Origin of the sequence: Pseudomonas monteilii, assembly GCA_001534745.1 — a bacterium.
GTDB classification, from domain to species: domain Bacteria; phylum Pseudomonadota; class Gammaproteobacteria; order Pseudomonadales; family Pseudomonadaceae; genus Aquipseudomonas; species Aquipseudomonas alabamensis.
The window spans coordinates 3,095,765-3,111,569 of the sequence record CP013997.1 but is presented as its reverse complement, the minus strand read 5'-3'; the positions used below and the strand labels follow the sequence as shown (position 1 = coordinate 3,111,569).

General features: G+C 58.8%; 9 protein-coding genes and 2 pseudogenes. 9 read left to right on the top strand and 2 right to left on the bottom strand.

Annotated features, from left to right (window positions below):
• The first annotated feature begins 40 nt into the window (after nt 1–40).
• The 8 genes and pseudogenes from APT63_13220 (at nt 41) to APT63_13185 (ending at nt 11,121) form a co-directional block, all read left to right on the top strand.
• Nucleotides 41–1,381 (top strand): annotated as a pseudogene (locus APT63_13220) (phage tail protein).
• 483 nt (nt 1,382–1,864) lie between these two features.
• Nucleotides 1,865–3,028: a hypothetical protein gene (locus APT63_13215; protein ID AMA46502.1), complete on the top strand. Its 1,164-nt coding sequence runs from the start codon at nt 1,865–1,867 to the stop codon at nt 3,026–3,028.
• 2,899 nt (nt 3,029–5,927) lie between these two features.
• Nucleotides 5,928–6,206: a hypothetical protein gene (locus APT63_13210; GenBank protein AMA46501.1), complete on the top strand. Its 279-nt coding sequence runs from the start codon at nt 5,928–5,930 to the stop codon at nt 6,204–6,206.
• A gap of 366 nt (nt 6,207–6,572) precedes the next feature.
• Nucleotides 6,573–7,634: a hypothetical protein gene (locus APT63_13205; protein AMA46500.1), complete on the top strand. Its 1,062-nt coding sequence runs from the start codon at nt 6,573–6,575 to the stop codon at nt 7,632–7,634.
• A gap of 122 nt (nt 7,635–7,756) precedes the next feature.
• Entirely contained in the window at nt 7,757–8,128 is a 372-nt protein-coding gene (locus tag APT63_13200; protein ID AMA46499.1) for a hypothetical protein, read from the top strand.
• 292 nt (nt 8,129–8,420) lie between these two features.
• Nucleotides 8,421–9,059: a hypothetical protein gene (locus APT63_13195; protein ID AMA46498.1), complete on the top strand. Its 639-nt coding sequence runs from the start codon at nt 8,421–8,423 to the stop codon at nt 9,057–9,059.
• Nucleotides 9,052–9,720 (top strand): hypothetical protein, encoded by a 669-nt coding sequence (locus APT63_13190; protein ID AMA46497.1) that lies wholly within the window; start codon nt 9,052–9,054, stop codon nt 9,718–9,720. The genes APT63_13195 and APT63_13190 overlap by 8 nt, the downstream gene beginning before the upstream one ends.
• 384 nt (nt 9,721–10,104) lie before the next feature.
• Complete coding sequence (locus APT63_13185) at nt 10,105–11,121, top strand: hypothetical protein (protein ID AMA46496.1); 1,017 nt, start codon at nt 10,105–10,107, stop codon at nt 11,119–11,121.
• A gap of 381 nt (nt 11,122–11,502) precedes the next feature.
• Here APT63_13185 and APT63_13180 read toward each other — a convergent pair.
• A pseudogene (locus APT63_13180) lies at nt 11,503–13,395 on the bottom strand (Fis family transcriptional regulator).
• Between the two features lie 251 nt (nt 13,396–13,646).
• On the opposite strand from APT63_13180, the gene APT63_13175 reads away from it, so the two are divergent.
• A complete protein-coding gene (locus APT63_13175; protein AMA46495.1) occupies nt 13,647–15,470 on the top strand; it encodes an FAD-dependent oxidoreductase in 1,824 nt (607 codons plus the stop codon).
• Between the two features lie 47 nt (nt 15,471–15,517).
• Here APT63_13175 and APT63_13170 read toward each other — a convergent pair whose 3' ends face one another.
• A complete protein-coding gene (locus APT63_13170) occupies nt 15,518–15,697 on the bottom strand; it encodes a hypothetical protein (GenBank protein AMA46494.1) in 180 nt (59 codons plus the stop codon).
• Nucleotides 15,698–15,805: the final 108 nt, after the last annotated feature.

The following is a 15,805-nucleotide window of genomic DNA, read 5'->3' as shown; positions in this document are numbered from 1 at the left end:
TCCTTGGTTGGTTTCCCGTCTGGCCCGCGTGTGCAGGCCAATCAAGGCCGATATCGTCAATCAGCCAGGCGAGGCCCAGCTGAATCGGACGGTGATCGACACGGCCAGCGATACCGGCATGTCGCGCAACGACGTGGCCGACCTGGTCAACCAGCTGGTCGGCGCCGGCATGGAGCTGGACAAGGCGCTGTCGTATGCCCCAGTCGCGGCCACGTTCGCGATCGGGCAGGGCGCTTCCGGGGTCGACACGGCGTCGATGATTCAGGCGCTCGAGCAGAATGCCAAGATCAGCGACCCCAGGGTCATGCAGCAGGCCCTGGAGGCGATCGCCTACCAAGGTCAGGCGGGCAGCTTCGAAGCCAGCGACATGGCCAAGTGGTTCCCGCAGCTGCTCGCCGGCATGGAGAAGAACGGGATCACCGGGCTGGATGCGGTGACCTCGCTCGGCTCGATGCTGCAGGTGCAGATGAAGACTGCCGGCAGCTCGGATGAAGCGGCCAACAACTTCAAGAACTGGATGGAGAAGTTAGGCGCCGGCGACGTGGTCAAGGCCTACAAGGACGCCGGCATCGACTATCAGGCCTCGCTGAACACGGGCCTGCAGAAGGGCATGAACGTTATCGAGGCGTCCATGGCCCTGGCCATGAAGTACGTCCAGGCGACCGATCCTGCCAAGGCCAAGAAGATCGAAGAGGCCAAGGCTAACATCGACAAGGAGGCCGACCCGGAGAAGGCCAAGGCCGCGCTCGAGGCACTGGAAAAGACCCTGCGTACTGGCGATATCTTTGCCGACATGCAGGTCAAGGCCGCGCTCACCGCCTACGGGCAGAACCGCGGACTTTACGAAGAACTCAAGGCCGACTCCAAGAAGGCCTCCGGGATCCTCGACAAGAACTTGGCCGAGCGGCGCGAGACCTCGGCGCAGCAATGGGCCGAACTGGGGCAGGCGGTCGACGACTCGATGCGCAGCATTGGGGACGCGATTCGGCCGGTCACTGACGGTGCCGCCAAGGGCCTGACCAAGGTGGCCAGGGGCATTACCAAGCTGTCAGACGGTGCGCAGCCGGTGGTCCTGGGCATTGCCGCCATCACGGCCGCATTCCTGGGCCTGCGCACAGCGGCCAGCGCCTTCAAGATCGGCCGGGGCTTGCTCAACCTGACCCGTGGCCGTGTCATGGAGCGCGGCGCCGGTCGCGCAAGCCTCAAGCCTGCGGCCGCCATCCAGATGCCCAAAACAGGCAACAAGCTGGTGGATGTTGGGCTGGGCGCCTTGGGCCAGGTGCTGGGCGCAAGGGATGACGAACCGGCAGCGGCCAGCAACGAGCCGCAGCGCGTGTTCGTGGTCAACGCCTCGGACTTGGGCGGGATTGGCAGTAGCGTCGCTCAAATTCTGGTTCAACGCTTTGTGTCCCTCTGCTACCCAATACCTTCTACCAGCAGGCTTTGCCATCTGGGACTATCGAAGTAGACTCACCACAACGTGGAGTCCCCTTGAGAGACATAGGTCGACGCCATAGCCTCAGGTGAGGGATGGGACTGCTATGATTAGAGGACAGAGGTCTAGCTGCCGGATGCTGAGACTGAGTTTGCAAGCCGCTTAGCCAAGACGGTTTTCCGCAGAGCATTAAGCGTTTGCGAGAAGCTGTCATATTCGGGTTCGCGATTTTTGGGCATGGGGACGGATGAAGCTATCTTTGAATGGCTAGATTAAGTAAAGGTCGTGATTAAATCGAAATGTCAATATTATTGGTATGATTAGATTTATATGTGAACGATGAGCGTTTAAACTAGGCATATATAGTGTGCCGTATATAGCGTAAGTTTGTAACTGCTTGACGATTTCTCGTATCTTAATTTTTGGTTTATTGGAGGTCTTAAATTGGTAGGTGAAAAAGCTAATCAAGCGATTGAGGAGGAAGACGTAGAAGGCGAGGAGCTAAGTCTTCGTCCTTGGGATCCAAAAGATATCCGGATCACTACGAAAAACTTCACAGTTCGAGAGATATATACCCAGATAAATGAGGGCGATTTAGATCTGGCGCCAGATTTTCAAAGAAGCTTTATATGGAAAAATCGTCAGCAAATCCGATTAATTGAGTCGATTTTGCTCGGCATACCGCTTCCGGCTTTCTATTTCAATCAAGACGAAATTGGTGCACATCAAGTTATTGATGGAGTGCAGCGACTTACAACCATTAGCTTATTTATGTCCGATAAAATCAGCTTAGAAGAAGAGCACATGGAGTACCTCAAGCCGCTACAGGGGCTTTCCTACTCCACTCTGGATCCGGGTACTAAACGGAGGTTTGCGGGTACTCAGATAGTGGCTCACGTCATTGAGCCACAAACTCCGGATGAAGTGAAGTATGATATTTTCAACAGAGTAAATACAGGTGGTACTCCACTAAGTGCGCAAGAGATCCGGCATTGCATGAGCAAGGAGCTGTCGAGAAAGCTTCTTACAGATTTGGTCGAGCTCGAAAGCTTCGATATGGCTACTGGTTATGCGTTTTGGAAAAATGGTCCGGATGGAGAATCCTGTAGAGATGATCGTAGGATGTCTGATCGAGAGATGGCATTGCGATTCTGTGCTTTCCGTAATTTCTCTGTGGATAAGTATAGTCAATACGCAAGCTTAGATTCTTATCTGCTGGAATTTACAAGGCATTTAGACAAAATTCTTGCGGACACAGACGAGTATGATGAGATTATTGCTGATTTTGATAGGGCAATGTACAACTGTTGCGAGATACTTGGGGGCTTAGCTTTCCGTCGCTATCAGTATGCCAGTGACCGCAGGGGGCCAATTAATAGAGCAATATTTGAGTCTCAAGCTTTAGCGCTAGCTGATTATGAAATGGACGACATAGACTCGCACAAGGAAGAAATTTTTGAGGGCTTTTTAGAACTTTTCAATACGCCGGCTTATGACTCTGCAGTTAAATCGGGTACTGGGGATGTTTTGAAGATCCAGAGAAGACTTGAGATGCCAAAGAAAATGCTTGAGAGAATACTAAATGATAACTAGTTTGGAAGTGGTAGGGTTCAAAAGATTTGTATCGCAAAGATTTGAGCTCAGTCCTCTGACAATACTTGCGGGCACAAATGGTGCAGGCAAGACGTCGGTCATACATTCCCTACTGCTGGCCAGAGAAGCTCTGGTTCGCGGTGACGGAGTAATTGAATTAAATGGACCTTTTGGGCTTGAGCTTGGGGAGTTTGGAGATGTGCTCAATCACGAGACTATGAACACATTTACCGTGAGTGTTAACTCAGGTTCGAGCGAAGTTAATACTTGGAGTTTCTCGGCAGAAGAGACGTCGCTTTATGCTAACGTGGTCAGCCCCGATAAACAAACTGCTTTTCTCGACAAGCCTAGAGCATTTCAGTATCTCCAAGCAGAGCGTCTGGGTCCGCGAATAACGCATGGAACAGCTGCGCTTCCACCAGACATGCTCGAGGTTGGAGTAAGCGGGCAGTTTTGTGCGCAAGTTTTGGATGTGCTAGGAGGTGCACGACTTAAGGAAGACGAGGTTATTCACAATTCCGCAATTCCTTTGCTTAAAGCGCAAACCGAAGCTTGGATGTCACTGATCACTAGGCCTCTTCAAATTGATACAGAGAGATTCCCGGGTACACCTGTCACAGCGCTAAAGTTTAGAACATCAGATCTGTGGGTGAAGCCTACAAATATGGGATTTGGGGTGACCTACGCTTTGCCAGTGATTATTGGAGGGCTTACCGCAGCTAGTGATGGAATATTCATCGTGGAAAACCCAGAAGCGCATTTGCACCCGGCTGGTCAGTCGTGTATGGGCTTATTCTTAGCTCGACTTGCAGCATCTGGAGTGCAGGTTGTCGTTGAAACTCATTCGGATCACGTCTTAAATGGCATTAGGCTAGCAATAGGTCATCACAAATGTTTGCAAGCGCAAGACGCTATTGTGCACTATTTTGACTCAAGCGGCGCTGAGCCATTAGCATTAAAATTCACTGAGGTAGGAGGTATATCTTCTTGGCCAAAAGGATTTTTTGATCAGTATCAGTTAGATGTCTCAGAATTAACAAGGATACGTCGGCCGAGGTAATGCAGATGCAATATGTTGTGGATGAGTCTGTTATGGACTTCAATGGAGTGAGTGCTGAATTTTGTTGCGAATTAATTGAATCGGTTCTCGATGTTATTGATGATATAATGTTGGCGGGAGATGCGTGCTGCTATTCTGAAGAGTTGTTTTGCAGACATGTCTATGGGGAGATGACAATTTGGGAATTATTCGCGGATGATTCTCCAGTGCAGTTGTTGCCAGAAATCCAGGCTAGACTTGCTGTAGCTTTCAATCGCCTTCAAACATGGGAAATGATGGATGGTGAGCTTGTTGAAGTTGTGGATCCTAGGATAGATGGCATATTACATGTAGGTGCTCGGTCAGTAGCTTGGGTGCATAGTAAGATGCTGCAAGATAGAAGGTCTCCGATCGCATGTATAGTTGGATCTGGACGCGATCCTGCCGGCTGCAAGAAGGTTGTTGTTGGTCAGGATAGTATCGACATGTGGTTTATAGGCGATGCTCGAGATGACGAGTTGATGTTTCGCTGGATCGTAGAAGAACTGACTGACTGCCCGGCTGGTCTCGAGACATTTTCCGCAAGGGCTTTCAGAAATCTAGATTTTGTTTCTGGGTCATTTAATGGTATCAAGGGGATGAGCAAATCTTACGTTTGCTTAATCCCGACGTTGGTCAAACATTTGGCAGCTCTTTCAGATGAGGGGCGTATTGTGTTTGTAGGTCCATGGGAGGAGGCCGAAGCAAAGTTTGGAGCTTTCGGCGTAAATCTTTCGGATGAAAACGGCGCCACAAAAAACAATAGAGTTGCTAGAAGAGAGAGGTTGAAAGAATGGGACGGTTCGGAGAGGATATTTTGGTGGCACACTAAGTTGGAGCGCCATCAAGATAGAATTCATTTTTGCCCTCGAGGAATCGCTAAAGGTGAGAAAATATTGATAGGAATTTTCTGTCTTCACTTAACGACCTAGTGCTAAATTTAGCAAGTCGTAGCTTGGCCAGTTGGCTGATACGATCATTATAAATGATGGATTTAATATCTGAAGTGCACAGTGCGGCAGTTATTGGTGATCTTGATTTTTAGGTCCTAGCCGCACTAAGCCAAGTGTGGAGGGTGTCTCATAATAATATGAGTTTTCTTTGTATTTAAACTTTATTTGGCTGATGTATAACGCTTTTGCTGCGGCGCTTTTGTTTGATTTGAATTTTCATGCTCGGCTTTGGTTTTTGTAGTTATTTCTCGTATAGCGTATTAAGCAATTCATATTATGTATTATTGTAGGACTATTAGTGTCTAGCGTTTTTAATCTGTCGTCGAGCTGATATTACTGATCTAGTGTAGCAGTTAGGGCGCTACAAGGCAGTGCTGATGTCAAAATCAGTTAAGCAGCCCGCACACTGCATCTCAATTTCCAAGGGTTTCACTAAAGTTAAAGTTTGCCTCATTGCGAAAATGAATTATCTATGATTTTTTGGAGAATATGATTTTTATTATCGGATTGCAAATCCCGTTGGTCTGAGTGTCGTTCAGTCAAAGGCAAGCAAAAGCAATCTCAAAAGCCTGGGCCGACGGCAGCAGCAAAACGGCGACCTTGAATTAACTAATTCATCTGGAATCTAGCCCTTAGAAAGCGCGACGGACTGTCACCTACATACAACTGCCGCGCACACGCTTTCCACTCAATAGGGGACACTGGTCGGAGAATCGCGTCGATACGTCGATCACGTGGCAGGTCTCTAGCCAATTCTGGATTATCACCAGCCGGATGTGCGTGCCATTCGCGCGCCTGGCCTTGGCGCCTGGTTAATCTCAATTAGCTTCTGGATGTTGAACCTGGTTTTGGTCAACTCAATCCGGAGATGTTCGTTTTCGTGGCAGAGCATACTGCACTGCTGCTGAAGCAGTTCATGCAGGGTCGGCATGCTCAATTCGAAGCCGGTCGTGTCAATGTCTATGATAGGTTGCGGTCAATTCTGTATGTACATACAGTATCGACTCAGTCTGGGATCGCTAAGAACGAGCTGATGAGTTGTGCGTGGAGAAGAACCTGCAGTATCAGCCTGGAATGGCACTTCTGCCTGATTATGTACGCGGTCATCCCTTCAGGCTTGCTGAAATTTTGCTACAACAAAACTTAGATTGTGCTCAAAGCCCAATAATTCATGGTTAGTAATTTTAATCGACCCGATCCATCATCGACGCAACGGAGAACCTTCGGCAAGGATCCTGGCGTTGTGCTGGTGCGTGTGCAGCGAATTCTTGAGGCATGTAGGGTGCGTGTCGTGCTGAGTTCAGAAAGGGCGGCGATAGGCGTGTCGCGTTGAATCGAGCCGCTTGGCGTGAAGCGGGCATAGTCTACCAAGGCAGCGGTGCCTGCGTCCGCGTCGCTGACATCCGGTGCCAGCTGCCCATCGAACGTACCGCCGCCGTGAGCCACCAACCCTGCACTCGATGACCCCTCATCTTATGATGAACCTTCACCTCATCAGGACGATGCCCACCCCATGGCCAAACGAAAAAGAAAAACCCTCCCCAAGGATTTCGGTGATCTGCTGGAGCAGGCGTCATTCACCGACTTGACTGCCGTCTTCGATACATGCGGCCTCGAAGCCACCGGCGGCTACGGCAAGCACACGGCACTCAGTTTCTACAACTGCCCCGACGAGCTGGTTCGCTGGCTGGTGGAGCAGGGCGCGGACATCAACGCCCGTGACGAGTACCAACGAACGGCGCTGCATAACCGCAGTTCGAGCTGGAAAGGCGGAGTCGACCTGCTACTGGACCTGGGAGCCGATATCGAGGCCCAGGATTATCAGGGCGAGACGCCATTGCAGGCAGCGGTCAGGAGCCACAAGGCCGACGCAGTCGCTGCCCTGATCCGCCGAGGCGCCAAGGTCGAGGTCAGCTCTCGGCAGGCCGATACCATATTGCACCTCGCCTTGCTCACGACCTCCAATGCGGACATCGAGCCCATGGCGCGCATTGCTCGGATCTTGTTGGCGGCAGGTGTTCCCATCGGGAAGGCTGAGCGTGATGACGTGCAGCGTATCGGGCAGCAGTTCGAATTTCATCGCGCTCGTTTCAACCCTGAGGCTCTGGCCGCCACCGATGCTGCCCTGGCCACACTCTATCGCTTGTTCGATGTCCCGCCCGTCGCTGCGCGCAAGCTCCATAACGGTCGAGACACGATCCTCGTGACGGCAGAGGGTTGGCCTGCCCAGCATCAGCAATTGTGGGAATGGCTGGTGCCGTCCTCTGGGGCGGCGGCGACGGTGCAAGGGGAGGTCATTCGTCTCAGTGGTCGCCTCTCGGTAGAGATCAACTACAACGGCGCCGCCAACTGGGACGCCGATTTCAAGAAAATGCTGAAGGCGCTGGTAGAGTACCTGGGCAGCGGCGTAGCCTTGAGCGATGCGGCGCTGGCTGAAACCCGTGCATCTGCGTCTGTACTGAAGAACGGTAACGACCCTGCAGAACACAGCGACCGACTCTGTGAACGGGCAGTAGACTGGGTCATCGCCAACCCGCAGCCGATACCGCTGGGTACGCCGTCCTACCGCCGATAGCCGCAGATATGGCCTTGCTTGCGTTGGGATGTGTCACAAGCCGGGCAGTAGGACATTGAAGCAAGCCTCGCCCGGCAACGTATGATGCCCAGCATCGAGTCAACGTCTGAAGGAAGCGAACCATGATGTACCCTGAAGAGGGACCCGAAGGCGCTTGCGAGGCGGCTATTGCAGCGGTATGCAACCGCATGGGCCTTGCCCGTACGTCGTGGATCGCCGAATGCTGGAAACACCACGATGGCGCTTTTCTCTGTGACCAAGTCCTGATCTATTCGACGGACGAGATCGAAGAGCGTAATCGCACCTTCGAGGTCGCCACTTACTTCAAGGGGCATGTGGCCGTGGGAGACGACTCCGGTGGGCGGTTGATCCTGGTCAGCACGGCAGCGTTCGATGGGTTTCTCGTAGTGGACAGCGGCAGTGCCACCCTCGACGACGGCGACGCATTGAACGATCTGGACGGTGTGCTGGCCTACGTCACCGATCGCGCGTGACCCTTCATGGCGTCAATACGCGTTGATTCGGCACACCCTAAGTGTTAACTCCCGCACACTTGCAGCACGTGCCCTTGTGAGCAGTAGCCCATTTGTTGTGCGACACGCCTACCGCCGTTGCCAGCCCCCCGTTCGTCTACTTCAATGTCTGTCCTCTTTTATTCAGGCCCAACGGCACTGCCCGTAGATCGCCCATGCGCGGCATTCTCGGTGGCTTCTTCGCCCTCGATGACGACGCCGTGCAGCCGTGACGACGTACAGCCTGCTTTTGGCCGCGACCAGGACCCTACGCATGAGTATCCCTGAACACCCGGGCTCCCCCCAGCCCGACCACGCCCACGCAGCCCAACGCCAGCGCGTCATCACCGAACTCAAGCAGGTCGTCGAGCGCGTGCCCGAGCAGACCGAATTCACCAACGCCACCGTCTACAAGATCTGGGGGCCGATTGCCGTGGTGGGGCTGGTGCTGCTGCTGGGCATCACCCTCCTGATGGGCCGTCTCGACCTGATCGCCTGCTGCGCCTTTCTCCTGCTCGGCGCCGTGTGGGTCACCTGGCAGCACCGCCATGCCGGACGCCATGTGTTCATGCGCCTGACCCATCGACAGCTGTTCGTCGACACCCTGGACGGCCCGGTGGACCTGTCCAAGGTCGAGCACATCGAGGTGGACAAGGAAGCCATGGGCATGTTGAAGCAGACCTTGCACCTGAGCGACGCCGACGGGCTACCGACCCATCGCGTGGTGAAGATGCAGCCGTTCTGCAACCAGGCACTGGTGGACCCCAATCAGGCGCAGGTGCGCATCCTCTCGGCGGGCCTTGCTCGTGGTGGGCGTACGCTGAGCGTTGACGAGGTCGCCGCGCTGCTCGGAGCGTACCGTGACGCGGCCCGGGCGCAGCAGCGGCTGGACGGATTGCAGTACCATGGATGAGGCTGCGCGCGAGGCCCATCTGGACATGCTGCAGGACGCGGCGGATGGACCGACCCAGTCGTTCACGATCTACGAGTCTTCCCTGGACAAGGCCATCGCCTGCGCGGTGCTGAGTGTGCTGCTGGTGGTCGTGGGTGGCTGGCTCTTGCAGGCGACGACGACGCTGGCGGCGCATCTGTCGGCGGGGTTGCTTGTGCTGATGGTGGTCACGGCGCTGGTGTTTCTGCTGCCCGGCCTGGGTGGCCTGGTCGTGGCCGAAGCCCTGCGTCGGCGGCATGGGCAGCGCGTGCTGGCCGTGACCCGCGACACGCTGTGCTTCGCCAACGCCCTGGAGCCGGTGCCGTGGGTGACCTTCGATGGCTTCGACGTCGATCAGAAGCACCTGACCATCCGCTTGATGTTTTGTCGCTCAGGGTTCAGCACCTTGCCTGCGCTGACGCCGGTCCGCTTCAAGTCATTGGCTGCGCCCCATGCGTATCCGATCGCCGGTGACCTGCAGGTCAAGCTCTGGATGTGCGCACCCACGCTGGCAGGCAAGCGTATGGACATCGATGACCTGGTCAGGCTGCTGTTCCCTTACCTCGAGGCCGCCCAGGCGCGGCGGACGCTGGGGTTGTTGTATCCCGAGGTCGAACAGTGGGGGCGACTGGCCAACGGCTGACTGTTCGAATCGCCTAGCGCTCTTCGATAAACCTATCGGGAGCGCGCCTGCCATAGCTCAGTCTCGTCCATAGGAAATTTCCCTCTCTTGCTTGGGAACGGGACGACTGGTGTTTGTTTCTGCGTCAGCCAGTATGTGGATTTGGCGACAACGGTGGGGCACATCGTGCCTGCTTCATCCCAGCAATCGACCGTAGCCATCCTCGCCGTTCACAAGGCGGAGCGACGCTCAACAATGCCCAAGCCTGTGGAAGTATTGAGTCGTGCCCCTGACTTATGAAGGCTACTCAACGCTCGCTACCGGCCACAACCCATACCCCACCCAAGAACCAGCCCCCCAATCCCTGGTCTGACTACATTTCCACCCCACACGGATGTCCCTCCCATGACCGATCAAACCATCTACACCACCAGCGGCGACAGCCCAGCCCTGCAGACCGCCGTCGCCAATGCTCAGGCCACCTTCAAGTTCTTCTGGCGCGAGCTTTCCTGGGAGTCACGCCGGATCGTCAAGGGCCTGAGCCTGGCCGCCGTGAAGATGTCGTTCCCCGTTCACAGCGACGACCCTGAAGTGCCGACGGTCGAGAACATGTGGCTGAACGAGGTCGACTTCGATGGCGTCTCCATCAGCGGCATGCTGCTCAACGAGCCGGAGTGGGCCACGGGCTTCGATGCCTCTGAGCGGGTGACGCTGCCATTGGCGGCGCTCAACGACTGGATGTACGTCTGTGGCGAGGTGGTGTTCGGCGGCTTCACCGTCGATGCGATGCGCAGCGAGATGGCGAACGAGGAGCGTGCCGAGCACGATGCGGCGTGGGGGCTGGAGTTTGGGGCGCCTGGTTTTGTGGAGTTGACGATGATGCCTGAGGGGCAGCCGCGTGTGCGGTTGTCGAGGGCGCTGGATACGCCAGCCGACCAGGAAGCGCTGAAGCGGTTGGAGGAGGGGGATCACCCCATGGCCGTGAACCTGAGCGCAAGCATGGACGAGATGCTGCGAGAGCACCCAGGCGCGGTGACCGATGTCGATGAGGCGGGGTGGTCGTTGCTGCATCGGGAGGCGCTGGCGGGCAATGCGCCGATGGTGAGTGCTCTGCTGCGGCATGGGGCGGATGCCTCGGCGCGCACTGCGGCGGGGCAGACGCCGTTGCAGTTGGCAGAACAGGCAGGATGGCCGCGGGTGGTGCGGTTGCTGAACGGGGAGGAGACGCCGGTGGCGGTCGAGGTGAAGGCGGCGGCGCAGGTGCGGTCTGAGCAGGAAGTGGAGGCGTCTACCCAGGCAGGAAGGCAGGGGCATGCGCAGGCGCAGGTTCAGGCGCCGCCTCAGGGGAAGGGGTTGCCTCAGTGGGTGATTGGGCTGGGGGTGATTGTTGTGGCCGCTGTGGTTTGGTTATTGATGCGATAGAGCGTCGGCGCTGAACGGAGAGAAATGCGGTGACGGGAAGGCCGTCATCGCTGGCAAGCCAGCTCCCACATCGTTCGGTGTACTGGCTGCGGTCATCGTTGGCAAGCCAGCTTCCACACTGTTCGGCGCAATGGGTGTCGTACTCGATTGAGGTCGTGCCTTGGGCGGTTTTGAAGGGCTTTGAGTTCACCTTGGCCCGTCGATGTAGGCATGGCTGTGCAGGCACCCTGTGGGAGCGGGCTTGCCCGCGATTGGGCCAGTGAGTACGCCGCCATTCTCGTGGGCAGACCCCTCTCCATCTCAATCGCACAAGCGGGACGAACGATCCATGTCATTGCCTCCCGCCTGACCTCCACACTCCGTTTCGCCGGCACCGAACTGCCGGCTTATCCCATGCTGACGCAGCTTGCGATAGACCGTGTTGCGGCTCAGCCCCAGGCGGGTGGCTACCCGGCCGATGTGCCAGCGTTCCGCTTCGATCAGCTTCAGCAGTGTCTCGCGCTCGGATCGGCCCAGTGGGTCGTCTTCCACGGCCTCGGGTGCCATGACCTCCGGCAACACGTCCGCCACGTCTTCCAGGCTCACTCGCCCCCCAATCGCCAGCGCTGCCAATGTCTTCAGGCAGGTCCGCAGTTGCCGCACGTTGCCGGGCCAGTCATGGGTCAGCAGGCGTTCCTTCACGCCCGTGTCCAGGCGTATCGCCTCGTGCCGGGTCTCGGTTTGCCACAGGCGGTCGAACAGCGGGCCCTTGTCCGTGCGCTCGCGCAGCGGGGGGAGGGTCACGCTGAAGCCGCACAGGCGGTAGTACAGGTCCTCGCGAAAGCGTCCGTCCGCCACGCGCTCGCACAGGCCCTGGTGGCTGGCGCTGACCACCCGCACGTCCAGAGGGCGTGCGGTCGCGCTGCCGAGTGGAACCACCTGGCGCTCTTCGAGCACACGCAGCAGCCGGGTCTGCAGCGCCAGCGGCATGTCGCCAATCTCGTCGAGAAACAGCACGCCACCGTGGGCCTGTTCGAGCTTGCCGACCATGCCTTCCTTGCGTGCGCCGGTGAAGCTGCCGCCGCGGTAGCCGAACAGTTCGCTCTCGATCAGGGTCTCGGGGATGGCCGCGCAGTTGATCGCCACCAGGGGCTGGTCGGCGCGGGTGCTGGCGCGGTGCAGGGCGGTGGCGAAGGCTTCCTTGCCGGTGCCGGTCTCGCCATGCAGGAAGACCGGCACGTCGCGCTCCAGCACACGTACGGCACGTTCCAGCCCGCGCTGCAGGCGAGGGTCTTCCAGGCAGAGGTGCGGATCGCCCACAGGCCGTTTTGCAGAGGCGGGGGCAGGTCGAGGCCGTGAGGCGAGCGGCGCGCGAACCTGTGCGTAGAAGGTCCGCCCGTCCGCCAGGCGCACGGGCAAGGCTAGCCCCGGTTGGGTGCAGGCCTGGCCAAGCAGATGATCGACGGGCGTGGCGAGCAGGCTCGCCAGGCGGCCGCACATGGCCTGTTCGCGGGTCAGGCCCAGCAGGTCCAGCGCTGCCTGGTTGATCGAGCGGATGCACGCGGTGTCGTCGAGGCCAATCAGGCCCTCGCCGAGCAGCCCGACGAAGCGGGCGTCCGGGTGCAGGCGCAGCAGGTAGCCCTGTGGGTCGTGGCCGAGGAAGAAGCAGCTCTCGATCAGCTTCGCCGACAGGTGGGTCAGGGCCATGGCGTGCTGGGCCTGGTAGACGTCCCGGCCCGGGCCGGCGCTGGAGAGGTTGAGCACCGCCAGCAGCTCACCGTGAGGGTCGAAGATCGGGCTGGCCGAACAGCTCAGGCCGGCATGGCGGCCCCGAAAGTGCTCGTCGCGGCGGATGCTGACCTGTTGCCGCTCGACCAGGCAGGTGCCGACGCCGTTGGTGCCTTCGCAGTCCTCGCGCCAGACGGCGCCCAGCCACAGCCCGGCGCGCTGGAAGGCGGCGCGTTCGGCGTCGCGGTACACGCTGTCGATCACCACGCCCTGGGCGTCGGTCAGCAGCACCACCTGGTCGGCTTCGCCCAGTTGCCGGTGCAGGCTGTTCATCTGCCAGCGTGCGACATCCATGACGGCGTCGAGCCGGGCGCGGTGGTCCTGCAGCCGTGGCCGTTCGAGCACGCTTGGCGCGCGTGGGCTGGCGGGGTCGAGGTGGTGCTGGTCCAGGCAGCGCCGCCACGAGCGCGTGATGGCGGCATCGGCCAGCAGGCCGGGCGCGGAAAGGTCGCCCTGGATGGCTTGCAGCACGTGTTGGGCGTGGGTGTCGATCGAGGCCGAGGTCATGGGCAGAGGGCTCCGCAAGTCGCTGGTACCGGTCTGCTCGCAGCTTAGCCAAGTTCGCACCCCTCTGCCGGACCCTGGGGTGACACTTTGTCATTGGTCTTTCACGCGAACGTGACAGTCACAGGCGTCCGTGGCAGGGGCCGTGACACGCGCCACCCAGGCGAAGGCTCTGCGACGAGGCCTCTGGCGAGCTGGCCCGACCTTTGCTCCGTCTCCCGGGCCACGACAACAACAATCAGGGAGAAGCCCCCATGAACGTCGCCCTCGACACCCCCTTGCACACCCCGACCACCGAACTCGCGGACTGGGTCGCCCGCCTGAACGACTGCCTCGTCCAGCGCGACCTGGACGGCACGCTCGCGCTGTTCGGCGATGAGTGCCATTGGCGTGACCTGCTGCTGTTCAGCTGGAACCTGTTGACCCTGGAAGGCAAGCCGGCCATCCGCGAAATGCTCGAAGCGCGCCTGGACCTCACGCATCCCCAGCATTGGGCACTCGAAGGCGAGGCCAAGCAGGAGGACGGCGTGCTCGAAGGCTGGATCAGCCTGGAGTCCGACGTCGCCCGCGGCAAAGGCTACGTCCGCCTCAAGGACGGCCTGTGCTGGACGCTGCTCACCGCCATGCGTGAACTCAAAGGCTTCGAAGAACCCACCGGGCGCCGCCGTCCTCTGGGCGCCAACCATGGCCATGGGCATGCCGACCGCCGCAACTGGCTCGAGCGCCGCCGCGACGAAGAGGCCTCGCTAGGCATCACCACCCAGCCCTATTGCCTGATCGTCGGGGGCGGCCAGGGTGGGCTGGGCCTGGCCGCGCGGCTCAAGCGGCTTGGCGTGCCGACCCTGATCATCGACAAGGCCGAACGCCCCGGCGATCAGTGGCGCAGCCGCTACAAGTCGCTGTGCCTGCACGATCCGGTCTGGTACGACCACATGCCGTATCTGCCTTTCCCGGAGCACTGGCCGATCTTCACGCCCAAGGATCAGATCGGCGACTGGCTGGAGATGTACAGCAAGGTCATGGAGCTCAACTACTGGACCCGTACCGAATGCCTCGGCGCCAGCTTCGACGACTACACCGGCACCTGGTCAGTGGAGGTCGAGCGCGACGGGGAACGTCGCGTGCTGCGTCCGACCCAGCTGATCCTCGCCACCGGCATGTCGGGCGTGCCGAACGTGCCGCGCTTCCCCGGTGCCGACACCTTCGCCGGCCAGCAGCACCACTCCAGCCGCCATCCCGGCGGGGACGCCTGGCGTGGCAAGCGCGCCGTGGTGATCGGCTCGAACAACTCGGCCCACGACATCTGCGCCGACCTGGTGGAGAACGGTGCCGAAGTGACCATGGTGCAGCGCTCCTCGACCCATATCGTGCGCTCGGACAGCCTGATGGAGCTGGTCTTCGGCGGGCTGTACTCGGAAGACGCGTTGGCCTCTGGTCTGACCACCGACAAGGCCGACATGCTGTTCGCCTCGATCCCCTACAAAGTCATGCCCCGCTTCCACCAGCCCTTGTTCGAGGCGATCAAGACGCGCGACCAGGCGTTCTACGAGCGCTTGGAAAAGGCCGGTTTCATGCTCGATTTCGGCGACGACGAGTCGGGCCTGTTCCTCAAGTACGTGCGCCGGGGGTCGGGCTACTACATCGACGTCGGCGCTTCGGAACTGATCGCCGACGGCACCATCCGCCTCAAGAGCGCCCCGGGCCTGGGCGTCGAGCGCATCGAAGCCGATGCAGTGGTGCTGACCGACGGCAGCCGTCTGCCGGCCGACCTGATCGTCTATGCCACCGGCTATGGGTCGATGAACGGCTGGGCGGCCAAACTGATCTCGCCCGAAGTGGCCGACAAGGTCGGGCGCTGCTGGGGGCTGGGCTCCGGTACCACCATGGACCCTGGTCCCTACGAAGGGGAGTTGCGCAACATGTGGAAGCCGACCCAGCAGGACAACCTGTGGTTCCACGGTGGCAACCTGCACCAGTCACGGCATTACTCGCTGTACCTGGCGCTGCAGCTGAAGGCGCGGTTCGAGGGGGTGGCGACACCCGTGTATGGGCAGGCGCCGGTGCATCACGTCGGTTGACGGCAGGCGAGGGCAGGGGCCGAAGCCGTCGGCACCTGCCTGAACCCTCAGTCGTGCAGGTCGGACGCAGGCGCGGTCGGTTCGGCTGAAGCCTGCGCCGCTTCTTCGGCAGCCTTCGCCCGGTCGGCCTTGCTGACATAGGGGTTCTTGTTGCGCGGCGCGAGCTTGGCGCTGGCCTTCTTGGCGTTCGCCTTGAACAATTGCTGGAGCTTTTTCTGACGGTTCATGGAGGGCGGCTCATCGATCGGAGGGGCGGCAGGTCGAGGCCTGCGCAATGCCGCGCATGATACGCGAGCTTCCCCGTTTCGTTGATGCCTGCGTAGGCGCGCTGTCGG